Consider the following 26,279-nt stretch of genomic DNA (forward strand, 5'->3'; position numbering starts at 1 on the left):
TTCACGTGAGATAAGAATACGGACATGCTAGATATCGGTATCATCGGGCTCGATACGAGCCACGCAGAGGCGTTTGCGCCGCTCATAGACGAGACAGAGGATATGACCGTCAGCGCCGTGTGGGACGATAATTCGGTCCGGGAACCATCGTACACGGAAACGTTCGCCTCGAAATACGACGCGCAATACTTTCACGAACCGGGGGAGATGGTATCACACGTCGACGCGGCGATGGTTCTCACGGTCGATTGGGGAACGCACCGCCCGCTCGCGACGCCGTTCCTCGAAGCGGGTGTTCCGACCTTGATCGACAAACCGCTCGCCGGGCGGTACGAAGACATCGAGGCGATCGCGGCGGCAACCGAGCACGCACCCTTGTTCGGCGGTTCCGCCGTCCCGTTTCATCCCGAAATCACGTCGCTCATACGGGAAGAGACGGGGCGTTCCCTCTTCGGTGCGGGCTACAACGACTACTTCTACTATCGGGTTCACATGGTGGATGCGGTCCGGATGCTCGCCGACGCGGACTGGACCGAGGTTCGGGTGGTCGATTCCCCGGGGACGAGGACGGAAATTCGGTTTTCGAACGGAACTCACGGAACGATTCGGTTCGACGGCACGCCGACGAACGCGAGTTTCGGGTTGTTGGACGTCGGCACCGAAACGCGGGCCGTGCGGATCGAAGGGAACGAAACGTCCTTCGCCGAGATGTACGCGCCGTTCCTCGCCGCGTTCGAATCGGTCGCCCGCGGCGACCGGGACGACACCCGCCGACTTCTCGATTCTGCCACGTTGCTGTTGGGCATCGAGGCGGCCATCGAGAGCGGTCGAACAGTCACCCCCGACAGTGACCTCCTTCGGGAGGTGTATCGGGACGGTGATTCCTTCCTCGCGGAATACGAACCCTACTACTGATCGCTGGCTTCGCCGAGACGGTAACGGAGGGTCGTCATTTCCGGCTACGAATCCGGCCCGTCGAGAACGACGGGGGCACCCGTTTCGAGGGATTCGTTCGCCGCGAGCGTCAATTCGAGCGTTTTCACCCCGTCCGCGTAATCGGTTCGAACGTCGCTCGCATCCCGCCGTTCGACCGCGTTTACGAAGGACTCGACTTCCGTTTCGACGGCGCGGCCGCACCCTTCGAATCGGATTTCCTCACCGTCCACGCTCCCCGTCAGCGTCTCCGCGGTGTAATCGAGGGTCAACTCGAAGCCGTCGCCGACCAGCGTTACCTGCGTGCCGACGGGCGTGATGCAGTTCGTCGAAACGTGGCTGACGATACCGTTCGCGTGCTCCATACTCGACGTGTTCACGTCCTCGAAATCGATTTCGTCCCGAACGCGTCGGTTGCCGTACGTGGTTATCGAGTTCACTTCCCCGCCGAAGTAGCGGAGCACGTCGAAGACGTGCGTCGCGAGTTGGACGTTTCCGCCGCCGGACTTCTCCTTCTCCCGCCCCCACGGACGGCCCGGAATTCCGCCCCAATACCGACCGTCCATCAGTCCTATCGTCCGGTCCTCGACGAGTTCGCGTGCGCGTTCCGTGATGTCGGCGTATCTGAAGAGATATCCCGTCTGGGAGATGACGTCGTTCTCCTCGATGGCGGACCGTATCTCGTGGGCTTTCTCCGCCGTCCGCGCCACGGGCTTTTCCACGAACAGGTCGATGCCCTGCCGCGCGGCGAGAGTGGCCTGATTCGTGTGGGCGAACGACGGAATCGCCAACAACAGCGCGTCGAGTTCGTGTTCCGCGAGCATCGTTTCGTGGTCCGTGTAAACCGCCGCGTTTCTGGGTTCCGCCGCTTTCCGTGCGTTTCCTTCGTCGACGTCACAGACCGCGACGAGCGTGCAGTCGTCCATACCGTCCACGGCGTCGAGGAGGCGCGATGCCATCACTCCGGCACCGGTACAAGCGATGTCCATTGGTATCAGTTCTCGCAGCGGTGTCAATTAAAATTATCGCCGTACGTCGTCGATGTTCGACGGACGATACGGTAGGACGCGGTCCGGGCCGTTCGGGGCCATCCCTGAGGATTATTACCAACACTTTTGTACTGAAACCGCCTTTATCGGCGTGGAATCCATGAGTGACAGTGACGGCCCTCGACTCGCCACGGCGGACGAGTTTCCCGAGATGATGGAACTGCTGGATCGCTATTTCAGTTACGAACGCGGCGGGATGGCCGCGCGATTACCATACTGCTACGACCCCTCCCGAATGGAAAATCACGCGATCATCCGAGAGGACGGACGGATCGTCAGTCACGTGGGTGCGTTCCCGCAAACGTTCGTCATCGGCGGCGAGGAAGTCGAATGCTGGGGGTTCGGCGGGGTCGCGACCCACAAGCAGTACCGGGGTAGCGGCTACATGAGCGAACTGATCGATTTCTGGTTCGACCGGATGGAAGCCCGAAACGTACCGCTCGCCGAGTTGAGCGGGAACAGACAGCGGTACAACCACTTCGGGTGGGAGTCGGCCGGTCGGGAGTTCCGGTACGAGATTCACGGTCGTTCGTTCTCCGGGACCGATTCCGACCACGAACGGGTCGTCCCCTACGACGGAAGCGACGAACAACTCGACCTGCTTCGGACGCTCCACGGGGAAGAGCCGTATCGAGTGAAACGTGACGAGGAACGGAGTCGCACCGTATTCGGTCAACGGGGGCTCGAAACGTTGCTGTACGAACGCGGCGACGAGGCCGCGTACGTGAGCCTCTCCCGCGAGAGTCGCGCCCGAATCATCGCCGAGTTCGGCGGTTCGGCGCGCGGGATAGAAGCCGTGTTGACTCACCTCTTCGAATCGTACGACATCGACACCCTCACCGCGATCGTTCCCCCGCGACACCCGCTCAATACGACGTTTCGCCGTCACAGCAGGACGTGGAGTCTACGGAACCACCGGAACCTCAAGGTTCTCGATCCGGCGACGATGCTCGACCGCTTCAGCGATCAGATACGACGTCGTTGGCGGTCCGCCGCGGAAACCGGCGACGGGTCGCTCACGCTCGGGGTCCGGGGAGCGGACGACGCGGTTCGGATATCGTACACCCCGGAAACCGTCGATGTGGCTTCGACCGACGACGAACCGGAACTGGAACTGGACGAGAACGATTTGGTTGCACTCCTCTTCGGATTTCACGACCGAAAGCGAGAACTCAAGGAACGCCATCCGATTCTGGCGGCGGTGTTGCCCCTCGATTTCTTCGTCTGGAAGACGGAACACGTCTGACGGAGATGCGTTCGGGGGTGCAGACCCGCCTCGAACGCGCGGGATCAGACGCACCCGAACGAACCGCCGAGGAACCGTTCGATTTTCGATAGGCGCGAATCGCGTCAGCAGGGGCACAGGAGATCACGACGTTGGTGGGAGGTGACAACTAGGGCGAACGACGTGAACGATGTATCCTGTATTCCGCCATTTACCGAAGGTCATCTTAAAACTATGGATACTAGTTTGGGGCGCATGCGATTCGACCGGTACCGGATTCGATTCGAACGAATCGACGGCCACTCGTCGCTTCATCGTCGAATCACCGAGGCGTTCGCGTCCTCGTCGTCCGTCAACCGACACCGTTTCCGCAGGTCACGTTCCGATAGTATTGAAAATTCTCGATGAACAGACGTTATTTTATATATTTAATTATATATCAAAATGTCCCTGCGTAGCAAATTATATAAGACATTGTGTGTAACGATTTATTGTAATGGCAAAGACTAGCAAGCGAGACAGCTCCCCGAGCGTCGCCGAAAGCCTCTCGCGGCGACGGCTGTTGACCGCCAGTTCGGCGGCTGTCGCCACCGGACTGGCCGGCTGTATGGGAGGAAAGAAAAAGAAGAAGCAGGGTTCGCTCAAGGAGGACACGATCAACACGTGGATCGAACGGCTGCCGACCCGGATGACGTGGAACCCGTGGGCGACGAACTACCCGTGGACGACGAGTTGGCTCGTCTGTGCGAGGGTCGTTCGGTTCTTCGCCGACGGAAGCGTGAAGACGACGATGCTCGACGATTGGTCGTACGACGCCGACAAACAGGTGACCACCATCAAGTTCCAGAAGGACTGGTACTGGTGGAACGGGAAGAAAGTGAAGGCGGCCGACAAATACTACTTCGAGGAGTTGGCCCGCCTCATGGACCCGGAAGGGAGCGACCTGAAGAAGTTGGAGATGCCCGACGACTACACCCTCAAGCGATACCACAAGGAACCCCAGAACCCGCAACTCCTGAAATACAGCCTCGGCGGCTACCTCGGCGCAAACGTCCGGGGATATCGTGAAACGTACAAACCGTGGGTCGAGAAGTTCCAGGACGTCTCGAAGCAGTCCGAACGCGAGAGTCTCAAGGAGAAACTCGGGAAGGAAGTCAAAATACCGACGAAGGACCTCATCGACAAGGGACTCGGGACCGGCGCGTTCAAGCTAACGAAAGCGGACAACCAGAAGATGGTGTTCGAGAAGTTCGACAAACACCCGTACGCCGACGAAATCGACATCCCGAAACTGCAACTCAACGTCGCCAAGGAGGAGACGCTCGCCAATCAGATCAAAAACGACAAGCTCGACCTCGGGTTCGGCCTGCGTTCGGAATGGATCGACGAAGGGGTCGGACCGGAGTACATCAAGAACGTCAACACGTACCGGGACACGTACATGACGAAGATCAACTTCGGATTGATCGGAAAGGCGGCGAAACACCTACGAAAGCGGCAGGTCCGTCAGGCCGTCGCGTGTGCCATCGATACGAACAAACTCATGTCGAACATCGGCGGGAAGAACTACACGCTATCCACGCAGAGCGGACTGCCGCCCGCCGTCGGGAAGAAATGGGTCGGCGAGGACCAACTGAACGAGTACATCGACTATCCGACGAAAAGCGACACCGACCGCGTGGCGAAACTGATGCGCGACGCCGGATACAAGAAGAAGGGCGGCACGTGGACGGATTCGAGCGGAAAGAAGGTCACGTTCGAACTGGCCGTCGAGACGCGGTTCGCCCCGCACGGAAAGACGTTGAAGGACCAACTGAAGCAGGCCGGATTCAACGTCAACTTCATGACCCTCTCGGCGAACAACTTCTCCTCGAAATATTCGGACACCCCGACGTTCGACATGACTATCGACGAACACGGCGCGCTGACGGCACATCCCTACTACTACTTCCGCAGCGACCATCAGTTCGGCAACGAACTCGGCGAACCCGGCGCGGTCAAACGCTGGCTCCAACAGGGAAAGAGCCGGTCCCAGTTCGACGGACGGGAACTGAAGCCGGAGATTCCGAAGAAAGTGGGTGCGGAGGACCTCTCCGGCGCTACCGAGAGACTCAACCTGTTCGAACTGACCCAGAAGTGGAAGAGCGCACAGACGAAACAGGAAAACCGCCGCCTCGCTCGGAAGTATTCGTGGTACTGGAACTTCCACCTGCCGCAGATCGACCTCTATCAGAGCGCCAGCGGTAGTTGGGGGGACACGGAGAACTTCACGTTCCAGAACACCGATTCGAACGATTGGAAGTCGTATCGGGCCTGCTACACCAACCTCAAGCGTGGCAACATCAAAGCGAAGAAGAACTGATCGGACGATGCTCGTCCGATCACGACGCGGGTTTCACCCGGAAGAACTAGCTACCGAGGTGGTCGGTGGGTCGTCACTGAACGTACGAGAGAACGAGATACCCGACCCCGCCAGCCAGTAGCGCCGAGAAGCCCCAGACGCCGAACATTCCCGCGAGAATGCCCTTACCGAGGACGTATTGGAGTACGAGACCCGTGAAGATACAGGCGACACCGACCGCCATCACGAAGAACAGGAACGACCCTCGAAGCGTTTTGAGCAGCGTTACGACCGACGGCGGGACGTGTCGAGTGACTGGTTGCGTGGACGACGCCATAGAGTATGCGAACGATTCACTATCCATCTATATAAATATTGACCGCGCTCCTGCAGAAGGCGTCTCCGTCCGGTCGAGCGATAGCCCGCTCCCGACGAGAACCGTCTTCCGTCCGGAGCGGCGGTCGATACGGTCCGATAGGGACAAAGATTATTAGCGTTTGTTCGGATTAGTTACTCGTGAAGTCGGACGGGGTCGTGCCGGAACCCGAAGCGGCGTGTGCGGACGAAACGACACGGTAACGAACACAAGTGAAACGATGACAGTAAGTGAATCCGAAATCAGCCGGAAACGATCGACGGATAACGACGTGATCCTGGAGCTTCGTAACGTCGAGGTCACGTTCGATATGGACCGCGGGACGTCGCGGGTGCTCGACGGGGTCGATATGGAGATTTACCGCGACGAGATCCTCGGCGTCATCGGGGAGAGCGGGAGCGGGAAATCGATGTTCGCCTCGGCGCTCCTCCACGCGGTCGTCGAACCGGGGCGGACGAGCGGGGAAATCATCTATCACCCGGAGGACGGGGACCCCGTCGACGTTCTCTCGTTGACCGAAAGCGAACTGGAATCGTTCCGCTGGGAGGAGATATCGATGGTGTTCCAGGGTGCGATGAGTTCGTTCAATCCGACGATGAAGATCGGCGAGCACTTCGAGGAGACCATCAAAGCGCACAACGCAGATCACGACGAGCGGATGGCACACGCCAGACGCATCCTCGACGACCTCTATCTCGACTCCGAGCGGGTGCTCGATTCGTATCCACACGAATTGAGCGGCGGGATGCAACAGCGGGTGCTCATCGCGCTGTCGCTCGTGCTCGAACCGGAGGTACTCGTCATGGACGAACCCACGGCGGCGCTGGACCTGTTGATGCAACGCTCCATCATTCGGCTCCTCGCGAAACTACAGGAGCGGTACGATCTGACCATCGTTTTCATCACCCACGACCTTCCACTCGTCGCCGGACTCTCGGACCGGTTGGCGGTGATGTACGCCTTCGAATTCGTCGAGTACGCCCCGAGCGAGGAACTCCTTCGACACGCGAGCCATCCGTACACACGAGCACTGCTGAAATCCGTCCCGAGCGTCGATGCACCCTTGGAGGAACTACACGCAATCGAGGGCGAAAGCCCGGACCCGGTCAACGTTCCGGAGGGGTGCTCGTACGCCCCCCGCTGTGCGCTCGCCGACGATCAGTGTACGACGGCGGAACCGGGATACCACACCGTCGATGATCCGGACGACGGGCATCGAGCGGCGTGTTTCCACTGGAAGGAGGCCGAGGATGCCGTGTCCTACTCGTTACAACAGGAGGTGGAATCTCAGCCCCAACGAGGGACGACTCGGTTCGGCAGAACGACGTCCGAGACGATCGTCTCGCTGGAGGACGTCAGCGTCACGTTCGATGAGTCGGGACTGTTGGACCGCCTGTTTTCGGACGAAATGGCGGTCGTCCAGGCCGTCAACGACGTGTCGCTCGACATCGAGGAAAACGAGGTGGTCGCCCTCGTCGGCGAGAGCGGTTGCGGGAAGACGACGCTCGGCAAGACGAGCATCGGTCTCCAGCGGCCGACCGAGGGAAGCGTCACCTACCGCGGACAGGATATCTGGGACGCGAAGGAAGGACGCGGGGACATCGACGTTCCCCACGACGAGATACGGCGCTCGCTGCAGATCATCCATCAGGACCCGGGTAGTTCGTTGAACCCGACGAGAACGGTTCTGACGAGCCTCGCAGCGCCGCTGAAGAAGTGGAAGCCGGAGATGAACGCCAACGAGCGCGAGGCGTACGTCTACAACCTGCTCGAACGGGTCGGGATGAAACCGGCGTCGGACTACGCGATGCGATTCCCCCACCAACTCAGCGGCGGCGAAAAGCAACGCGTCGCCCTGTTGCGTGCGCTGTTGATGAGTCCGGACCTCATTCTGGCCGACGAGGCGGTGAGCGCCCTCGACGTGTCGCTGCGCGTCGAGATGATGGACCTCATGCTCGAACTGCAGGACCTCTTCGACACGTCGTTCCTGTTCATCTCCCACGACTTCTCCAACGCGCGATACCTCGCGGAGAAATCGGGCGGACGCATCGGCATCATGTATCTCGGCGAACTCGTGGAAATCGGACCCGCCGAGGAGGTGCTCCGAAACCCGTCCCACCCGTACACCAAGGTGCTCAAATGGGCGACCCCCGCGATGGACCCCGACATCGCTGCGGCGGAGAGCCAGGAGGAACCGCCGATTCGAAAGATCGACGTTCCCGACCCGTTGAACCCGCCGAGCGGGTGCCGGTTCCACACCCGCTGTCCGAAGGCGCGGGAGGCATGTAAACGCGCCTCGCCGGAACTCCGGCAGTCGGATCACAACTCCCGTACGGCCTGTTTCAGGGAGGATAAAACGCACGAGTACTGGAACAGCGAACCGCTCGAAGGGGCCGAGGAAGCGGAGTAGTCGTCCTCGTCGACCGCACCGATTTCCCGTCGTTCCTGACCAACACTTATAGTGTGTGTTGTTGTATTATCGGTGAATGAGCGAACGATTTTCGAAGAGTCTGCTCGACCACATCTGCGATTACGAGGACCAACTGAAGACGATTTTCTACCTCAGCGCCGCCGTGTTGGTCCTTTCGGTCCTTTCGCTCTTCGGACTCGAACCGGGAACGGCCACGTACGTCGTGACGGTCCTCAATATCGTCGGTCTCTCCACGCTGACGCTCGTCACCGGTTTTTTCGTCGTCAAGTGTGGCTGATGACGAACGCCACGTTATGGTCGTTCGACCGTCTCGAATCACGACTCGAAATCCACCCCGGACCGGGATTCGCCGTTCGACTCACGTCCTCGTTCAGCATAAGTTATAATAGATCTTGAGTCATACTAACACACACCGAAATGGGATACTATTTGAGACGGACAGCACAGGCAGTTCTGACTTTAGTCGTCGCGGTAACGCTCGCGTTCGTTCTCTTCCGACTCATGCCGGGAGGACCGATAGAGGCCATGAGAAACCGGATGATACAGCAGGCAGCAGCGAGCGGTGCCGGTATCAACACCGAACGTATCGACGACATGGTCCAGTTGTACACCGGTATCGAACCGAATCAGCCGATATACATCCAGTACATAAACTATCTCCGCGACATCATCCTGTATCAGGACTTCGGCGAATCCATCCGATACAGTCGTCCGGTGTTCGACATCCTCTTCGAGGCGATGCCGTGGTCGGTGTTCATCAGCGTCTACGGCCTCGCGCTGGGATACACGGCGAACATCCTGCTCGGTGCCGTGATGGCGTACAAGGAGGGAACGCGCTTCGACCAATCGTCGACGGTCGGGGCCATCCTCCTCAATTCGATTCCGTACTACGTCGGTGCCATCGTGCTGCTGGCTATCTTCGCCTACAACCTCGAATGGTTTCCGACGGGTGGGCGGTACAACACCGACCTCATCGCGGGGTTCAACGTCGCGTTCATGGTGAGTATCCTTCGGCACGCGGCGTTACCGATCCTTTCGAGTTTCATCATCGGGTTCGGCGGTCGGGCGCTCGCGATGCGCGGCAACAGTATCCGCATCCTCGGCGAGGACTACCTCCGGGTCGCCCGACTTCGGGGGATCAGTTCGACGCGCATCGCGACGCGATACGTCGCGCGGAACGCGATTCTCCCGATGTACACCCAACTCATGATCGGTATCTCGGCCGTGTTCAGCAGCAGCGTCATTTTGGAGTACATCTTCACGTATCCCGGGGTCGGGTGGTACACGTACGGTGCGCTGAAAGCGCGGGACTACCCGTTGTTGATGGGATCGTTCATCTTCTTCACGACCGTCACCATCATCGGTATCCTCGTCGCGGACGTCACGTACGGAATCGTCGACCCGCGCGCCAGTACAGGAGACAAAAATGAAGCGTTCTAACGAAAAGACGGCGACCGACGGCGGCCACCCGAGCGACGAGGAACTGTTCGGTATGATGGACGGCGACATCGGGTCCCAACCGATTTCCCGAAACGACCGCATCCGTCGAGTCCTCGACGCGTACGTATTCGCGCCGGGTCGCGTCGCGTGGCACGATTGGCGGGCGCGTATCGGGACGACGATAATCCTCGTCTTCCTGTTGGTTGGCACGGTCGGCGTCAAACTCGTCGACAAGCCGATGGCGAACGATGCGCCGAACTACCTCCCTCCCATGTCTCACTTCGATCCCAACGAGGGACCGACCGTCATTCCCGGTCTCCACGTGAGCGCCGCGGATTTTGCCGATCCCTTGGGAACCGGTAAGTTCGGCGAACCCATCGGCAAACAACTCGTTCACGCGACACCGGCGATGATCAAGATGATCTTCGCCGGGGCCATCGTCTCCATCGCCCTCGCGACGATCATCGGCGTCACGGCGGGGTATAAGGGCGGGAAGGTCGACGCGGTCCTGATGTTCGTCACGGACATCGTGTTGACCATTCCGGGCTTGCCGCTCATCATCGTCATCGCGGCCGTCTATCCGCCGAAGAATCCGTATCTCGTGGGGATACTCCTCGCTATCGACAACTGGCCCGGACTCGCGCGGGCGCTCCGCTCGCAGGTGCTCACCATCCGCGAGGAGTCCTACGTCGAGGCGTCCCGAACGATGGGTCTCTCCTCCGGTACCATTCTCGGGAAGGACATCGTTCCGCAACTCATGCCGTACGTCATGATCAACTCGGCGTCGGCGGCACGGCGCGTCGTCTTCGAGTCCGTCGCGCTCTACTTCCTCGGCATCCTCCCGTTCACCACGTTCAATTGGGGCGTCGTGATGAACCTCGCGTACAAGGAGGGACACGCGCTGGTGAACTTGAACCACTTCTACTGGCTGTTCTGGCCCATGCTCGTCATCATCATCCTGTCGTTCGGGCTGATCATGTTCACGCAGGGGATGGACCGCGTGTTCAACCCCCGCATCCGCGCCCGACACGCCAAAACCGTCGGCGGCGACTCGGACGACCCGCAACACGACTGAGCGGCAGTCCGACCACGAATTTTTGGAAGTTCAGAATCAGCGATACCGAGACGGCTCCGCACCCGTCCAGCGGATTTCCCGGTCGTGCAACGCCGGGAGGAGTTGAGGGATATCGACCGTCCCGACGACGCCGTGGGCGGTCAACCCGTGGTCGATGGTCGTGTCGGGGGAGGTGGCCATCTCGTGGAACGACGGCACGGGATTCACGAGCGAAACCGTCCGGATGGACGGTGTGGCGACGGCGGTCAGTAACGCGTGAAGTGCCATCGAACCGTGTCCTTCGACGGCGACGTCGACCCCGTCACCGAGGCGGTCGCGGAGGTACTCACATCCCCGCGTGACGTCGAACACCTGCATCGCCAGGAGCGAGGTTCCCAGCATCGTCGCGTCGGCGGCCAACTTGTTCTTCGTCCCGTGGTAGTCGTCGTAGTCCCCGCCGTTCATCAGCGGCGTGTTCACGTTACGTGCGCGCACCGCGCCGACGCCTCGTGGGTCGAACGCGAGCACGAAGCCGTGTTCGGCGACGAGGTCGCGGATATCCGGCGTTCGGTTCTCGACGTCGTCGGTGCCGCGTTCGTACAGGAGGAGCAGAGGATCGCCGCTCGCTTCGAGGCCGTCGTCCGCCCGAGCGACGATTCCCGTCACGACCACCGTCGGGTCGCGTTCGGTCGGGAAGAACACCTTCTCCCACGTGATGCCGTCCATCCGTTCCGTCTCGTAGCGGCGAGGGTGGAGGGCCGGTCTCCGGCGGTCGAGGTCGAACCGCTGTCGGACTCGTTCGCGCATCTCCTTCACGTATCGGTCGGCGTCCGAAACCTCGGGACGGGTCGCCGCGTCGGGCGCGTTCGCGGCGATGTACGCACGGTTCAGCGCGGTGACCGTCGTCTCGTCCGAAAATGCGGCTCTGACCTCTCCCGCCGCCGTACAGTGGAGTTCTTCCGGATCGATCGGTTCGGGGGAGTCGGTTCGGAAGTCAACCGGTTCGTCCCGGAGATGCTCCCTGAACCAGTTGACTGTCGCCTCGCGCAGCGTCGGACTGAAGCCGTGCGTATCGTCCGCGACTACGATGTCGATGGCGTCCTCGCGGTCGTACTGCTCGTACACGGACCGCGCGCGTTCGTAGGACCGCCGCGTTCCCTCGATGGGCAGGAAGTCGGACCGTGCGGCCCCCACGAGTACCGGCTTGGGTGCGAACGCCGAGAGGAAGTCGTCGTAGCGCGGTCCGCGGTCGATGGCTCGGTGGATGATCTGCTCCCCGTCCTGTCCCTGTCCCGTGTCCATGTACGCTCGCTTCGAGGTGATGAAACAGCACGGGACCGCCGCATCGATGCGGTCCTCGACCAACGCGAGGTAGGCCGTCTGTAGCCCCCCGCCCGAGTTCCCCGTCACGCCGATCCGATCCGAATCCACGTCCGATCTGCGTTCGAGGTAGTCGAGCGCGCGAATTCCATCCCAGACCATGTATCGGGCGACGTTCGCCCCGGCGAACGTACACTGCTGGTTGAGAAACGTGTGTTCAGTGGTGTTCCGTCGCGGGAGTTCCCCGGTCTCCGGGTCGTAGAACTGGTGGCGTTCCCCCTGTCCGAGAGGGTCGATGGCGAGCACGACGAACCCGTTGCGAACGAGATCGATGCAGACCTGCTGATAGACGGCCGCTCCCTTTCCGAGGTCGGAGTGGCCACAGCAAAAGAGGACACCGGGGAACGGTCGATTCTCGTCTTCCTTCTCGCCGCTACTCTCGTCCGTTCCTTCGTCTCTGGCTTCGCGCGGGACGTAGACGTTCGCGGTCACGTGGAAATCCGGGAGGCTCTCGAAGACGACGTTCTCCACGTCGTAGCCGTCCCGTCTCAGTCTCCCCGTCCGTTCGGCCCGCAACTCGCACCGTTCGTCGGGGAGTCCGCCGATGGCGTCGAGGAAGTACGCGCGTTTCCGGTCGGCGTCCGCCATCGCCGCCTGCCGACCGTCGATTTCCCGCCGCTCGGTTCGCGCCCGTTCGAACCCTTCTTCGGCGACGGCCCGGAGATATCGAGGAAGCTGATTCTCGACGTCGTAGAACCCGTCTACGTTTCGTTGAAAGCGTTTCATCGATTGTCACAACGGACGGTACGGCTCGGCATAATTCTAGCGGAGCTACCTCCCCAACCCCGTCTCCCGCACCAGTTCCGCGAGTCGCCTGCTCTCCGCTACGGACGGACACCGGTCGTACAGTCGAACTTCCTCGACACGCCCCCGGAATCCGCTCCCCATGAGGTACGCGTCCCGCAGGAGCGTCCAGTCCGCCGGTTCGGTGCCGAATTCGAGCGGACCCTCGAACGGTCGCGTATCGACCGTCTCGCCGTCGATGAGCAACCGCATCTCCGCCCCGTCCCACTTCCCTTCGACGAAGCGCCGGACACCCCCGTCGTCCCACTCCCAGCACGCGGTCCGCTCGTCGTCTCCGCCATCCGACAGCGTGAACTCGATACTGCCCTCCGTTTCCCGCGAAAACCCGAGCCGAATCGCGCCGCCAAAATTCGCGACGACCCCTTCGTCCGCCGGGTCGGACGGGGACACCAGCGCTGAAACGGACACCCCGTCGCGGAAGACGTGATTTCGGAACCGATGCGGGCCGAGCGAGACGCCTCGCGTTCCGTCGCCGACGAGGGCGCTCCCTTCGATCCCGCCGTTCTCATCGTCCATCTCGTCGTCCCCGTCGCCCGGAAGGCCGCGAAGGACCGTCCCCGAGGAGTGCATGTTCCGGTACGTTCCGGCGAGCCAGAGGACTGGGACCTCGGCCGCCGCGTTCAACGGAACGACGGGACGGAGGACGGTTCCGGCGGATCGAGTGGCGACGTCTCGCGCCGCCCACGTTCGTCCGCCGGTGTCCGTCTCCAACCGTTTCAGTCCGCGGTAGCCGTCCCGGTGGAAACAGGCGTAGACGACGTCCGGGTCCGATGGGTCCATCGCGATACCGGCCGAGTAGTGCAGTTCGACGCCGTCCTCCTCGATGTACCGCCCCGCAGTGGTGATGTGATGGTCGAGCCAACTGTCACCGTCCCATCGCGCGTAACGATACTCGTGATCGAGCGTCGAGGGAAACGTGGCGTAGACGACGGCCGGATTTCCGTCGGCATCGACCCCGCAATCCCACACCCACGCGTACTCGTTGTTCTCGTTCGCGGAGTCGTACACGACCTCCAAATCGGAACGCGTCAACGGCAGTTCCGCCTCACACGCTATCCGACTGCCGTCGGCGCGGTAGAACGCGCCGTCGCGGTAAGCACAGTGCAGCACGTGCCACTTCGGGGCGTCGCCGCCGCGCTCGGCGTCCGTGAGGAAGAAGTGAACCGTCCCGTCGTCGCCCTGCGCGTGGACGAAGTACATCGAATAGTGGCCGTCCGGCGCGGCGACCATCTCGTGCTGGTCCGTCCACTTCGAACCGCCGTCGAACGACCGCCGATAGTAGACGTTGCCGTCGCCGATGTAGCCGTACTCGTCGTCGGTGGCGTCCGCGGTTACCTCCCGATCCCGATAGAAGAGGTACAGCGTGGATCGGCCGTTCTCCGGTACCAGCACCGGGTTCGGGTACGTGACGACGTGCTGTGAGATGGTTCGACGCCGACCGAATTCGGACGCCGACTCCGGTTCCTCGGATATCGCGTAGAAAATCGTCTCCCCGTTGTGACCGGTCCAGAACACGAGCAGATGGCCGTCCTCTCGAACGACGAGCGACGGGTTGGTGTGGTCGTCCGCCGAGAACGACGCGTGGAGCGTCGTCCCTTCCCACTCGTTCGCCCGGTGGTCGTACGCGCCGACCCGAATGTCCGTCCCGGTCGGCCCGCCGAGATAGCCGACGTACGTTCGATCCTCGTTCCCGACGTAGCGCACCGCTCGCGGGTTCGTAAACCAGATCCAGCGGGCGTCGAAGCCGACGATACCGTGGTTCGATTCGGGCGAGTAATCCCGAAGGAAGCCGTCGGGGGAGCACGTTCCGGGCCAGTAGCCGAACAATCCGATTCGGAGCGTATCCCCTGCTGGGGGCGTCATACGCGTTATTCCAGCGCCGAGCCCTTTGAATCTTCCTCCCTTCAGCGACGAAGTCGCCTGACTGCCGTCGCAGCGACGTCCCGCACGTCCGGGTCGGGGTCGTTCTCCGCCACTTCGCGGAGGTCGGCGGGGGAAACCGCGTTCGCGGTTCGAAGCGTCCGAACCGCGTTCGCGCGGATGAGCGGGTTCTCGTCGGTGAGGAGCGTCCGGAGGGGTCCGCTCGCTCGTTCGACCGCCTCGGGGTGATACTCCGCGAGATACGAGAGGAACGCGACGCCCAGTCCGCGAACATCCGGGTCGGGGTCGTCGAGGAAGAGCGCGAGTTCGTCCGCGTCGCCAACGACGGCGTCCGCGAACGCTTCCGGATACTCGTCGGTGAGTTCGGCGAGCGCCGACGCGGCCTTCCACGGAACTGGGTGTTCCGGGTCGCTGACGAGCAGTTCGACCAGTTTTCCCAACTGCGGACGGACGGCGGGAGTCCGCTCCTCGGCGACGACGGCGAACACCTCGCACGCCGTCGCCCGTACGTCGGCGTTTCGGTCGTCCAGCAACGGCCCGAAGTGGGCGACCGCCTCCACCGCCGTTTCCGGTCGCTCCGTCGCCACGTTGCGTAGCGTCCGTGCTGCGGCGAACCTGACGACGTCGTTCTCCGCCCTCGCGTGGCCGAACTCCCGTCCGGAGGGGTTCGGTTCCCGTCCGGGGATGTGCGGTTCCCGTTCGACGGGTTCCGTTTCCGCTTCGAGGAGGCGAAGCAACGCCGAAAATCCGGGTTCGACATCGATTGGAAATCGCCGTGAGAGCGCGAGAACGGCGAACACCGCCTGCTCGCGCCCCAACTCCACCGGCGATTCGAGCATCGGGAGCAACGGTTCGACCGTCTCCCGGAACGGTTCCGGGTCGTCGTCGGCGAGGTGAGCGACGGTTCGTGCCGCCCCAGCGCGGACGTCCTCATCCCCGTCGGCGATGGAGTCACGAAGTTCCGAGGCGACCGACGCGGCGACGGTCGGACGGGCCGCGACCACGACCGCGTACGCTTCGGCGGCGACCGTCCGTGCCTCCGGAGTGCCACGAACCATGACTTCGACTAACTCCGCTACCGAGACCGCGTGAGGGTCGCTCCTCGTGGTTTCGAGGAGCGAATCCGCGCGGGCCCGGTCGGGTTTTTCCGAAGAGGTCATTCAATGATCTATCCCAAACGTCGTCGCCACTTAACTGTATCCCGCCCGCCGACGGTCGTTCGAAATGCCCAACTTCGCGATGTCCAGCACCGAGAGTTCGGTTGGTCGTAACGACCGCGTTGGTTTCGTGGCTCCACCGATTTCACGACGGTGTCGGTCACGAGGTCGGACGGAGGCGTGTCACGAAGACGGTTTCCTCGCCCGCCTCGAACTCGCATCGCGGGGCGAGGCAGTTGCGTGCGGCGTAGCTCCGCTTCCAAATCCGTTTGTATTCGGTCGTCGGGAAGTCGTTGTAACTCTCCTCGTAGACCGGCGGGTACGACGGTTGGACGACCGTCGTCGAGCAGTTCGTGGCCGAAACGTCGACCGCTAGCTCCCCCGGTGGGTTATGACTCACGACGTTGCCGAGCGAGCGGAGTTGGTTCGTTCGGAGGCGGTAGGTGCCGTCCGACAGTTCGTCGATGGTCTCGGCGTGGAACAGCGGTCCGCCGCAGTAGCCGTCCTCGCGCGCTCGGACCCTGTCGACGAGCGTCACCTCCCCGGCGTCGTCGAGCAGCAGTTCACGGGTCACCCGGACGGGCATCCCGTGGAACCGCTCGAACGTCACCCGACAGTGAGCCGTCTCCCCGCCCGTCCGGAGTTCCTCGATGGAGCCACGACAGTTTCCGTCGCCGGAGAGTATTCGCTCCGGGTCGTCCTCCGGATACCGGCCCCAGTCGCTCGGTTGAACGTAGAACGCGTTGTGGTACAACAGTTCGCGTTGGAGGTAGCCGTTCGTGCCGAGGAGGACGGAGGAATCACGGCTGAGGACCTGGATGGCGCTCGCGTCCGCGTGGTCGTGGACGAGTTCCGGGCCGACCGAAAGCAGGAGGTAGGTGTGTTCGTCCGAGCCTGGCTCTCCCCCGGTGAGCGCGACCTGTCCGTCCACCATTCGACGGTCGGGGAGCAACCGCGTATCCGCGTCGTTCAGGACGTAGCCGTAGGGAAGCCGCCGAATGCGACCCGCCGGTTCGGGGCGGCCCCGCGAATCGACGGTCGAATCGTGCCACAGCGCCGCGAGGCTCAGCCATGCCAGTTCGTGCAGGTGATTCTTGAAGATGAGTCGGCCGTTGTAAACCGACTCCTCCGCCGGTAGGTCCCCGACCGTGTCGAGAAATCGCTCGAAGACGTGGGTCCGAAAGTACGAGAAGACGTCCGCCGCGGCGTCCTGAAAGCGACCGTCGGAACGGTCGCGCGCGACCCGTTCGAAGAGCGCGATCCATTTGCACTGATGTTGGTGATACCCCGTGTCGCCGTACGGGGTCACGATGCCGCCGGGCGTGATCACCTTCAGGTTTCGTTCCAGCATGTTGACCACGCTGGGGGTTCCGTAGAACGCGTCCGTCCGTCCCCTGATGTCCGCCCACGCCGAAAGGAAGGTCTCGGCGAACCCCTCGTAGTTCGACGCCTGTTCGTGGAACTCCCGACGGTCCCACCACGCGTCCCACACGGCGTCCGTCCGTCTCCCGTAGTCGTGTTTCGCGCCCTCCTCCGGAAAGAGGTGACACGCGTAATCCGCGTAGAAACAGGCACCGATGGCGTGGTTGCTCACTTGGTCCCACGATTCGATTTCCTCGCGGTCGCCGACGTATCGGTCCAGCGAATCCTCGGCTTCCGCGGCCCATTCGGCACCGAACGTCGCGCGCTCGTCCGGCGACAGTTCGTCGGCGAGCAGTTCGTACGCCGTCCCGCAGAGGATGGACGCGAAGTGGTCCCCCTGTCCGAAATCGAGCAGATGCTCCGCTGCTCTGTCGCGGTACTCCTCCGTCCCGGTCAGTTCGTAGAGGACGGCGTAGATGAGCGCGAAGTCCTGAACGATTCGGTGACGACCACCCCATTCGTCGTCCCGGTACTCGCCGTCCCAGTACTCGGACAGTTCCGGCCGACGGAGGGTGGCCAGCCCTGACTCGATAACGGCTTGGTACTCCCGTTTGCTGACGACCATTCGTTCCATGGTTGTCGGTTACCGCTAATAAACCTCGGTGTCCGTTAGCTGGGAAACAACCGCGCGAGCGACGTCCGAGTTGTTTACTAATACCAAACGTAGATCCTCGTCGATATCGGCCGACTCACGGTGTCCGTCGGTCCGAAGCGTCAGCACATCGAGCGGTTTGAGCCGTGCTGAAGCCGTTTCCCCCTCCCAAACAGCCGTCGGAAATTTGGGTAAACCGTCCGCGAGTACTGCGAAATCTATTACATCACTATGACTGTAATCGTGATTGAGCCAACAGGGATGGAACGACCGTCCGAAGGAGTTCGTCCGTCCGCGCGTTTGGAAAGGCCAAACGGCGGTTACGTTGTCACGTGGTTTTCCCGGAAAAGGAGCCTCGGTACGCGTTGAAACCGGCGGGACCGTCGCGGGCGATGACGTGGAGTGGATCCTCCCTCGAACCGAGGTGTCGGTCCGCCCACGACAGCCGTCGTCGGTCGAGGTCGGAGACGAGTTCCGGACGGTCCTTCGCCCGGTCGTCCTGCTCCCACGGGTCCGCGACCATGTCGTACAGTTGGTAGTCGGGGACGGACTCGCCCCACATCCCCGGATGATACGTCCTGATGAGCTTCCACCGTTCGGTTCGAATCGTCCGCTGTGCGGTGTACAGTCCGTGGTCGAAGACGACGTGCGACCGCCAATCGGCGTCCGGGTCCCGAAGGAGCGGAACGAGCGATTCGCCCTGCCACCGGGACGGCGGTTCGATACCTGCAAACGCCGCGAGCGTCGGTGCCATATCGACGTTGGTCACCAACTGCTCCCTCGCGCCGGGTTCCGCGGCGGACGAGGCGGGCGGTTTGACGAGGAGCGGGACGCGTTGGGTCCCGTCGTGAGTACTCCAATGTTCGCGGTACAGCCCGTGTTCCCCGAACTCCTCGCCGTGATCGGCCGTTAACACGATGAGCGTCTCGTCGTACAACCCCTCGGCTTTGAGATGCTCGATGATGCGACCGATGTGTCGGTCCGCGTAGCGGATTTCGGCGCGGTATTGAGCGAGTTCTTCGGCGAGGTCGTCCCTGCTTTCGACCTCCATGTGTGACGCCGACCGCCACGCGTCCCACGTTCGGTGCTCGGCTATCTGCTCCGCGGTCGGGTACGGCGGCAGTGAACACCCACGGAACTCCTCTATCTCCGATTCCGACCGGTTGTACGGGCCGTGCGGGTCCCAGAACTGCGCGTAGAGGAAGAACTCCTCGGCGTCGAGGTTGTCGATAAAATCGATGGCTTCGTCCGCAACCGTCTCCGCACGCGGCGTCTGGAAATACTCACCCTCCCCGTCCGGTTCCTGTGGCTGTCGAAACTCGTGCCACACGTGGTAAAACCACGGCGCGGGGTGTCTCGGGAACGACGATATCCCTCCCGTGATGATCCGATTTTGAAAGAACAGTTCCGGCAGGTGCCACCAGTCGTGTTCGTTTTCGGTGCTCTCGGCCCAACTCCCCGCCCAGTCGGTCCAGTGTCGCGGATTGTGTACCTGCTGGGAGTGTCTCCCGTGCGTCTCCACGCCGTTGTGGATACCGTATCGGCCGGTCATCAGCGCGGCGCGGGACGGCATACAGGGCGAGTTCGCGACGTAGGCGGCATCGAAGCGAACCGAATCTGCGGCGAGCGCGTCGATGTTCGGCGTCGTCGGCGCGGACTGGCCGTAGGCACCGACGTGGTCGGCGCGGAGCGAATCGACGTCCAGATACAGGATTCGTACCATTTCGTTCGACCGTTCGCAGGTCGTGCAACTATACTTTTCCCCGATTCGACGGCGGTCCGCGTCGGCCCGTTGCACGCACATCCGAATACAAAATAGCAGGGAATACGGGAGGAAATTATATCCCCACTCCGTGTGAAACTTCTCACATGCCCGACCGGCCGAACGTTCTGTTCATCATGACGGATCAACACCGAGGCGATGCGCTCGGAATCGATCCGAACTGTCCGCGCGACGAAGACGGCTTTCCGCTCGTACACACGCCGAACCTTAACCGGTTCGTCGAGCGAGGGGCGCTCTTCTCCCGCGCATACACGCCCGCCCCCTCCTCGATACCCGCTCGCCGGTGTCTCTGGACCGGACAGACGCCCGCGACGAACGGGTGTACGAACTGGACGACCGCCGAGTGGTCGTTCCCGCACACGCTCCCCGGAGAACTCTCGAAAGCCGGGTATCAGACCCGACTGACGGGAAAGACCCATTCGCTCCCCCCTCGCAATCATTTCGGGTTCGAGCATATCGTCCTCCACGCGGGGCTCAACGGGTTGGACGACGACTATTCGGAGTGGCTTGCCGAGCGGAGCGACGGCGACTTCGATGAAATTTCCCACGGGTGCGGGAGAAATTCGTGGGACCCCCGCCCGTCACATCTCCCGGAGCACCTCCACCCGACGAACTGGACGACGAACCGCGCGCTCGAATTCTTCGAGAAACGCGACCCGACGCGACCGTTCTTCCACGCCGTCTCGTACGTCCGACCGCACCAACCGTTCGACCCGCCACAGACGTACTGGGACCAGTACATCGACCGGGAGATTCCGGCACCCGCCGTGGGCGACTGGGCGGAGGAAACGTACCGCCAACACGTCCCCGACGTTCCGGCGACCGACGCGTGGTGTGCCGACCTGTCACCGACCACGATTCACCGGGCGCGCGCCGGATACTACGCTTCCATCACCCACATCGACCACCAGATCAACCGACTGCTCGGCAAACTACGGACGACCGGGGGGTTGGATAACACGGTCGTCGTCTTCACCGCCGACCACGGGGAGATGCTGGGCGACCACCTGCTCTGGCGGAAGACGTACGCCTACGAGGGGTCCGCTCGGGTGCCGCTGCTCGTTCGGTTTCCGGAGGGGATGGAACCGCCGACGGACGAGCGAATCGATGACCCCGTCGGCCTCGAAGACATCATGCCGACCGTTCTCGACCTCGCGGGTGCACCGATTCCGGAGACGGTCGAAGGGCGGAGTCTCCTCCCACTCATCGAGGGGAGTTCGGAGTGGCGCGAGTGCTATCACGGCGAACACGGCCCGATATACCACGACGAGAACGCGATGCAGTACGTGGTCACCGACGAGCACAAATATATCTGGAACTCCGTGACGGGGGAGGAGTTGCTGTTCGACCTGGCGGAGGACCCCGACGAAATCTCGGACGAATCGACCAACCCGGCGTACGAAGGAACGCTCTCGTCGCTTCGTAACCGTCTCATCGAGCAGTTGGAGGACCATCCGTTCGACTACACCGACGGCGAGCAATTGACTCCACGGGAGGTCGACCGGCCGCCGGTATAGCTGTCGACGAACGGTGTAGCTGTTGACTCAATTCGTCGATTTCGGCGCTGTAATCCTCTCTCACAACTATTCACAACATGGATCGTCGAAATATTTATCAGCTATTACGTTAGATAATAACACGCAATGGAGAGAGAACACGATCTCTCGGACGACCAGCGGCAGCGCTGGTCACCCGAGAGCATAGCTGACGACGTATCGACATCCTTCGAACTGGAACGACGGGACTTCCTCAAGGTCGCGAGTGCGAGTGCCGTGCTCTCCGCGCTTGGGACGGGGGCCGCCGCATCGAGCACCGACGCGTCCAACGCGAAGACGCGCCCCACTATCTGGACGACCGAAGATCGACAGAACGCGAGGGAGAACATTCAGCAGTACGATTGGGCGAAATCCCAGCGTGACGATGCCGTTGTGACCGCCGACGAGTTTCTCGACAGGTTCGATACGCTCGACGAATTGTGGCACTTCATCCCGGCACAGACGGTGCCGCGGTCCTCGTTTCTCAGTCCGGACTACCACTGGGACAACCCGTTCTATGACAGTTGGGACCAGTACGACGACCCGTGGAAGATAACCGACGGCGAGTACGTGTTCCCGACGAACGACTTCGCGTCGTATCGCCGGAGCGGCCTGGACGACAAGGGGATGTTCGATCCGGAACTGGCCGACGATCAGTACCTCGTCAACGAGGAACACCCCGAGATGGGCGAAGGCTGGGGCGTCGACGACGGATACGGGTGGCAGGACACGAACGACGACCTCGGCGAGGGAGAGGGTGCGTGGTGGGACTTCGTCGCGTACTACAACCACTGGGGCGTCTGGCGACCCGGCGGCGTCGTTCGCATGATGCGATCATTCACCGACGCGTTCCTCCTCACGGGCGACCAGAAGTACTCGCGTCCCTGTGCGATCCTGCTCGACCGCATCGCGGACGTGTACCCGGACATGGACGTCTCGGCGTACTGCGACCCGCGAGCGGGCGGTCACTACCACAACAACACCGGCGGCCGCCAGACCGGGAAGATAATCGGTTCCCACTGGGAACCCAATCTCATCCGCCCCGTGATGCGGGCGTACGACGCCATCTTCCCGGGCATGGAGGGAGACCAACAGTTGGTGGACTTCCTCCAGGGGAAAGTCGAGGAGTTTCCAGGACTGGAGACGAAGGACAGCGTCGGGAAAATCCGGAAGAACATCGAGGACGGCCTGCTCAGGGAGATCCTTCCGGCCGCGAAGCAATCCCAACTCGCCCCCGCCCGTGGACAGTTGCCCGCGGTCACCATCTCGGCGCGGATACTCGACGAGCCGAACGGCTACACGCGGGATGCGCTCCACTGGGTGTTCCAACCCGGTCGGGAGATATTCACGGGCGACGTCTGGTACAAGGAGCCGGAGAAGTGGGCGACGACGGGCGGGAACGTCATGGCAAAACTCGTCGACACGGAGGGGCGCGACGGCTATTTCGACGAATCGTCCCCGCTGTACAATCCCATCGCGCAAGCGGCGGTGCTCGACATCGGCGACCTCCTGCGTGGCTACGACGGGTTCGACGGGGCGGACCTCTACGAGCACGTCAAATTCCACCGTATCATGCACACGCACATCCCGCTCATCATGCTGGATAAACACACGCCGCTGATCGGGGACGCGCATCCGAACCGGTTGTACCTGGACGAGAACTCGAAACGAAACGCCTTCGAGGTGTACGGCGAGGACATCTTCGGACAGACGCTTCACTTCATCAACGGCTTCTCGACGGAAGGGCTTCGCGGCGACATCTTCTCCGAGGATCCCACGCAACTTCGCGAGGACGTCGAAGCGATCATCGCGGCGGACGGGCCGCTGGACCTGGGAAGCACCATTCAGCCGTCCTACGGGTTTACGGCACTGCGCGACGGGAAGAATTACAAGGCCCTGAACGACGGCGGGACGAAGTATCGCTTCCTCTCGCTGGAGGTCATCGAGCGTTCGACCGGCGTCTGGCGGCCGTCCGAGGTCGATGCGCTCTCACTCGAATCCAAGGACGCGTTCGGGGAAAACACCCTCCAACTGGAAGCGAACGAGCCCGGTCAGCACATCACGTTCGCGTTCGAGATAACCGACGCGGGCACGTATCATTTCACCCTTCGCCCGTTCGAATCGTCCGTCTACGGGATTTACGACATCGAAATCGACGGAACGGTGGTCGATACCTACGACTTCTACGACGAGACGACCGGTGCGAAGGGTGACTTCGTCGCGCTGGACGGTACCGCCGAACTCTCCGAGGGAACGCACGAAATCACCTTCCGGAACGTCGGCAAGAACGACGACGCGTCGAACTACAAGATGGGTATCATCCAGTTCGAAACCTATGACCGCGACGACTGGTACCGGCGACAGAACGCGGTCGAGAAGGGCAACGCCAAACGCGGTATCTGGACGTACTACGGCCGGACAGGGGACTACGGCAATCACACCCACCGCGACACGCTGAACCTCGGCGTGATGGCGTACGAACTCGACCTCGCACCCGACAACGGCTACCCGACCCTCACGGGGAGCTGGCCGCGGCGGCGCTACTGGCACAAGAACACCATCGCCCACAACACGGTCATGGTGGACGAACGTCGGCAGGAGGGACAGCGCGTCGCCGTCCCGAAGCACTTCGACGACACCGACATGGTTCAGTTGTCGGAGGTGGCCGCGCCGCAGGTGTATCCCCAAACGGACGACTATCGCCGCACCACCGCGATGATCCACGTCGACGACGTGAACTCCTACGGCGTCGACTTCTTCCACATCGACGGCGGCGACGACCACCGCTTCAGTTTCCACGGCTGGGTCGGTGACGTGGCCACGGGCGGGTTGAACCTCGTGGAACAGGACGGCGGCACGTACGCCGGACCCGACGTTCCGAAGCCCGAGAACGTGGCGAATCCCGACTCCCAGTACAACCAGGAGGTTGGCAACGGGTTCAACTACCTCGACAACGTCGCTCGCGACGACGACCCGTCGACTCACGCCAGCATCGACTGGGATATCGAGGACTACTGGGGAACCCGGGACGACGACGCCGACATCCACCTCCGGTTGACGATGCTCGGTGAACACGACGAAATCGCCGTCATGGACGGCCACCCGCCGGATACGGACAACCAACCGGACACCATCAAGTACGTCATCGCTCGACGTACCGGAACCGACATCGAGAGCACGTTCACGTCCGTGGTCGAACCGTACATGAGCGATCGATTCATCGAGTCGACGGAAGCGGTTCCGATAACCACGGATGGCGACGGTACCGCCGCCCGCGCGGTCAAGGTCGAACTGACGAACGGGCGAACGGACTACGTCGCCTACGGAGGCGACTCCGACCGAACGTACGACGTCGGAGACGTGTTCTCGTTCGAGGGGTTCTTCGCCGTCTACAGCGAGCGGGACGGGGAACCCGTCCACGCGTACCTCAACGACGGACGGTCGCTCACCCCGATGGGAGCGAACTTACCGCTCATCGACGCGTCCCACGGCCAGTTCACCGGGACCGTCGAGGACTTCACCCGCGAAATGACGATCCAGAACGAACTCGACGTCACCGTCGACGAACACGTCAGCGACATCGACCGGGCGCAAGGCGGTCAGATATACGTCCAAACGGACGGGTTAGTCAACGGCGTCTACCCTGTTCACGGGACCTCGAAGTCAGGAAACCACACGACCGTCGATGTCGGCGAGCGGACGACGATAGAGTCGTTCACGAATCCCGACCAACTCGACGATGGGGGATACGAATACTACCTCTCCGAGGGCGACGAGTTCTACATTCCGCTCAGTAACACGTGGAAACTGCTGTTCGCCAGCATCGATCCCAGTTCCACGACTGCAACGGTCGGCGAACGTCTCGAATTCGACGCCGACGATACGACGGGCAACGACCGTTGGGTCGAGTCGCTGGAGTGGGACTTCGGCGACGGAACGTCGGCGACGGGGTGGTGGAACGACCATCGGTACGATGACCGCGGCGAATACACCGTCGAACTGACCGCGACGGCCAACGACGGACGGACGACTACCGACGAGATCACGATTTCCGTCTCCGACCTCAGCGAACCGATCGCACGGATTCAGCCGAGTACGACCGAACCGTCGACCGGTGAAGACGTCGAGTTCTTCGCCAAGGACACGACGAGTAACGACCGTTGGATCGAGTCGCTGGAGTGGGACTTCGGCGACGGAACGTCGGCGACGGGATGGTGGACGGAACATCAGTACGGCGGGACGGGCGAACACACCGTGGTGCTGACCGCCACCGACAACACCGGCCACTCGACGACCGACGAGGTGACTATCACGGTCGGATGAGCGATGTGATCCGGGACGACGGTGCGGATACCGAAGTCGGAGACGGTCGTCTTCGAGTCCCGAACGACGGTCCGGATCACCGAACGGAACCGCGCATGACGCTCGGATTCACCTTCCACAGGGACGTACGGTCGGTGTTTGGTAATACGGAACGGAGACCGCCGAACGTGACCGAGAGAAAGGCAGCACCTAGCGGACGGGGAGAAATCGATCGAAGCACGCTTTGACTCGGTAGTCGGGTAGTCGAGAGAGGTGTTCAGCGGAGGATAGACTTTTTTTCTGCAGCGTGAGCGGGTGAGAGACGGCTCTGCGTAACGGGGCTTACGGTCGAACGACGCGCTCGGATATTCGTACTGATGGAGTCTGCTCCGATATCGTCGGAGAGTACTCCCCCACCCGAATGCAAAATACCTCCCGTGATACTGTAGAGATGTTGATCTTGTTTTGTTCTTTGGGTCTTTTCCCCTGATAATTGAATTCGATCGGCACTCGTGTCGGATTCCAACCGGAGTGAGGAGGGTACGTATCTGGTAGTATCGTATCGAGGCGGAAA

16 protein-coding genes are annotated in these 26,279 nt (G+C 61.9%); 9 read left to right on the forward strand and 7 right to left on the reverse strand.

The genetic code is table 11. The features are described 5' to 3' along the window. The first annotated feature begins 24 nt into the window (after nt 1–24). Entirely contained in the window at nt 25–915 is an 891-nt protein-coding gene (locus NKF25_RS05750) for a Gfo/Idh/MocA family oxidoreductase (protein WP_253225744.1), read from the forward strand. Nucleotides 916–959: 44 nt separating this feature from the next. On the opposite strand, the gene NKF25_RS05755 is transcribed toward NKF25_RS05750, so the two are convergent. After that, the gene (locus NKF25_RS05755; protein WP_253225745.1) at nt 960–1,922 is read right to left on the reverse strand and encodes a Gfo/Idh/MocA family oxidoreductase; all 963 of its coding nucleotides are present in this window, start codon (nt 1,920–1,922) and stop codon (nt 960–962) included. Nucleotides 1,923–2,082: 160 nt separating this feature from the next. Here NKF25_RS05755 and NKF25_RS05760 point away from each other — a divergent pair, with 160 nt between their 5' ends. Further along, entirely contained in the window at nt 2,083–3,228 is a 1,146-nt protein-coding gene (locus tag NKF25_RS05760) for a GNAT family N-acetyltransferase (RefSeq protein ID WP_253225746.1), read from the forward strand. Between the two features lie 475 nt (nt 3,229–3,703). Then, nucleotides 3,704–5,569, forward strand: a complete 1,866-nt coding sequence (locus NKF25_RS05765) for an ABC transporter substrate-binding protein (RefSeq protein WP_253225747.1) — start codon at nt 3,704–3,706, stop codon at nt 5,567–5,569. Between the two features lie 73 nt (nt 5,570–5,642). Here the strand turns inward: NKF25_RS05765 and NKF25_RS05770 are convergent, their stop codons facing one another. Continuing rightward, a complete protein-coding gene (locus tag NKF25_RS05770) occupies nt 5,643–5,885 on the reverse strand; it encodes a hypothetical protein (RefSeq protein ID WP_253225748.1) in 243 nt (80 codons plus the stop codon). Between the two features lie 259 nt (nt 5,886–6,144). On the opposite strand from NKF25_RS05770, the gene NKF25_RS05775 reads away from it, so the two are divergent. From NKF25_RS05775 to NKF25_RS05790, 4 genes are all read left to right on the forward strand, one after another. Then, complete coding sequence (locus NKF25_RS05775; protein ID WP_256490486.1) at nt 6,145–8,334, forward strand: ABC transporter ATP-binding protein; 2,190 nt, start codon at nt 6,145–6,147, stop codon at nt 8,332–8,334. A gap of 76 nt (nt 8,335–8,410) precedes the next feature. Next, nucleotides 8,411–8,632 (forward strand): hypothetical protein, encoded by a 222-nt coding sequence (locus tag NKF25_RS05780; RefSeq protein WP_066147055.1) that lies wholly within the window; start codon nt 8,411–8,413, stop codon nt 8,630–8,632. A 248-nt stretch (nt 8,633–8,880) separates the two neighbouring features. Further along, nucleotides 8,881–9,795, forward strand: a complete 915-nt coding sequence (locus tag NKF25_RS05785; RefSeq protein ID WP_342766309.1) for an ABC transporter permease — start codon at nt 8,881–8,883, stop codon at nt 9,793–9,795. Then, a complete protein-coding gene (locus NKF25_RS05790) occupies nt 9,782–10,870 on the forward strand; it encodes an ABC transporter permease (protein WP_253225751.1) in 1,089 nt (362 codons plus the stop codon). Before NKF25_RS05785 ends, NKF25_RS05790 begins: the two co-directional genes overlap by 14 nt. A 36-nt stretch (nt 10,871–10,906) precedes the next feature. On the opposite strand, the gene NKF25_RS05795 is transcribed toward NKF25_RS05790, so the two are convergent. The 5 genes from NKF25_RS05795 to NKF25_RS05815 form a co-directional block, all read right to left on the reverse strand. Beyond that, nucleotides 10,907–12,955 carry a prolyl oligopeptidase family serine peptidase gene (locus NKF25_RS05795; protein ID WP_253225752.1) on the reverse strand — a complete coding sequence of 683 codons (2,049 nt, stop codon included), beginning with the start codon at nt 12,953–12,955 and terminating at the stop codon, nt 10,907–10,909. A gap of 45 nt (nt 12,956–13,000) precedes the next feature. Next, nucleotides 13,001–14,896, reverse strand: a complete 1,896-nt coding sequence (locus NKF25_RS05800; RefSeq protein WP_253225753.1) for a BNR-4 repeat-containing protein — start codon at nt 14,894–14,896, stop codon at nt 13,001–13,003. Nucleotides 14,897–14,937: 41 nt separating this feature from the next. Further along, a complete protein-coding gene (locus NKF25_RS05805) occupies nt 14,938–16,074 on the reverse strand; it encodes a HEAT repeat domain-containing protein (protein WP_253225754.1) in 1,137 nt (378 codons plus the stop codon). Between the two features lie 157 nt (nt 16,075–16,231). Further along, entirely contained in the window at nt 16,232–18,058 is a 1,827-nt protein-coding gene (locus NKF25_RS05810; protein WP_253225755.1) for a hypothetical protein, read from the reverse strand. 355 nt (nt 18,059–18,413) lie between these two features. Continuing rightward, complete coding sequence (locus NKF25_RS05815) at nt 18,414–19,808, reverse strand: sulfatase (protein ID WP_253225756.1); 1,395 nt, start codon at nt 19,806–19,808, stop codon at nt 18,414–18,416. A 146-nt stretch (nt 19,809–19,954) separates the two neighbouring features. On the opposite strand from NKF25_RS05815, the gene NKF25_RS05820 reads away from it, so the two are divergent. Next, the gene (locus tag NKF25_RS05820; protein WP_253225757.1) at nt 19,955–21,385 is read left to right on the forward strand and encodes an arylsulfatase; all 1,431 of its coding nucleotides are present in this window, start codon (nt 19,955–19,957) and stop codon (nt 21,383–21,385) included. A gap of 126 nt (nt 21,386–21,511) precedes the next feature. After that, nucleotides 21,512–25,726 (forward strand): PKD domain-containing protein, encoded by a 4,215-nt coding sequence (locus NKF25_RS05825; RefSeq protein ID WP_253225758.1) that lies wholly within the window; start codon nt 21,512–21,514, stop codon nt 25,724–25,726. The last annotated feature ends 553 nt before the right edge of the window (nt 25,727–26,279 follow it).

This window comes from Haladaptatus sp. AB643, from assembly GCF_024136975.1.
In the GTDB taxonomy this organism is placed as follows: Archaea; Halobacteriota; Halobacteria; order Halobacteriales; family Haladaptataceae; genus Haladaptatus.

Bases quoted from the DNA above. Each gene is read 5' to 3' on its own strand.
- NKF25_RS05750 (WP_253225744.1), top strand. From the start codon at position 25: ATGCTAGATATCGGTATCATCGGGCTCGATACGAGCCACGCAGAGGCG.
- NKF25_RS05755 (WP_253225745.1), bottom strand. From the start codon at position 1,922: ATGGACATCGCTTGTACCGGTGCCGGAGTGATGGCATCGCGCCTCCTC.
- NKF25_RS05760 (WP_253225746.1), top strand. From the start codon at position 2,083: ATGAGTGACAGTGACGGCCCTCGACTCGCCACGGCGGACGAGTTTCCC.
- NKF25_RS05765 (WP_253225747.1), top strand. From the start codon at position 3,704: ATGGCAAAGACTAGCAAGCGAGACAGCTCCCCGAGCGTCGCCGAAAGC.
- NKF25_RS05770 (WP_253225748.1), bottom strand. From the start codon at position 5,885: ATGGCGTCGTCCACGCAACCAGTCACTCGACACGTCCCGCCGTCGGTC.
- NKF25_RS05775 (WP_256490486.1), top strand. From the start codon at position 6,145: ATGACAGTAAGTGAATCCGAAATCAGCCGGAAACGATCGACGGATAAC.
- NKF25_RS05780 (WP_066147055.1), top strand. From the start codon at position 8,411: ATGAGCGAACGATTTTCGAAGAGTCTGCTCGACCACATCTGCGATTAC.
- NKF25_RS05785 (WP_342766309.1), top strand. From the start codon at position 8,881: ATGAGAAACCGGATGATACAGCAGGCAGCAGCGAGCGGTGCCGGTATC.
- NKF25_RS05790 (WP_253225751.1), top strand. From the start codon at position 9,782: ATGAAGCGTTCTAACGAAAAGACGGCGACCGACGGCGGCCACCCGAGC.
- NKF25_RS05795 (WP_253225752.1), bottom strand. From the start codon at position 12,955: ATGAAACGCTTTCAACGAAACGTAGACGGGTTCTACGACGTCGAGAAT.
- NKF25_RS05800 (WP_253225753.1), bottom strand. From the start codon at position 14,896: ATGACGCCCCCAGCAGGGGATACGCTCCGAATCGGATTGTTCGGCTAC.
- NKF25_RS05805 (WP_253225754.1), bottom strand. From the start codon at position 16,074: ATGACCTCTTCGGAAAAACCCGACCGGGCCCGCGCGGATTCGCTCCTC.
- NKF25_RS05810 (WP_253225755.1), bottom strand. From the start codon at position 18,058: ATGGTCGTCAGCAAACGGGAGTACCAAGCCGTTATCGAGTCAGGGCTG.
- NKF25_RS05815 (WP_253225756.1), bottom strand. From the start codon at position 19,808: ATGGTACGAATCCTGTATCTGGACGTCGATTCGCTCCGCGCCGACCAC.
- NKF25_RS05820 (WP_253225757.1), top strand. From the start codon at position 19,955: ATGCCCGACCGGCCGAACGTTCTGTTCATCATGACGGATCAACACCGA.
- NKF25_RS05825 (WP_253225758.1), top strand. From the start codon at position 21,512: ATGGAGAGAGAACACGATCTCTCGGACGACCAGCGGCAGCGCTGGTCA.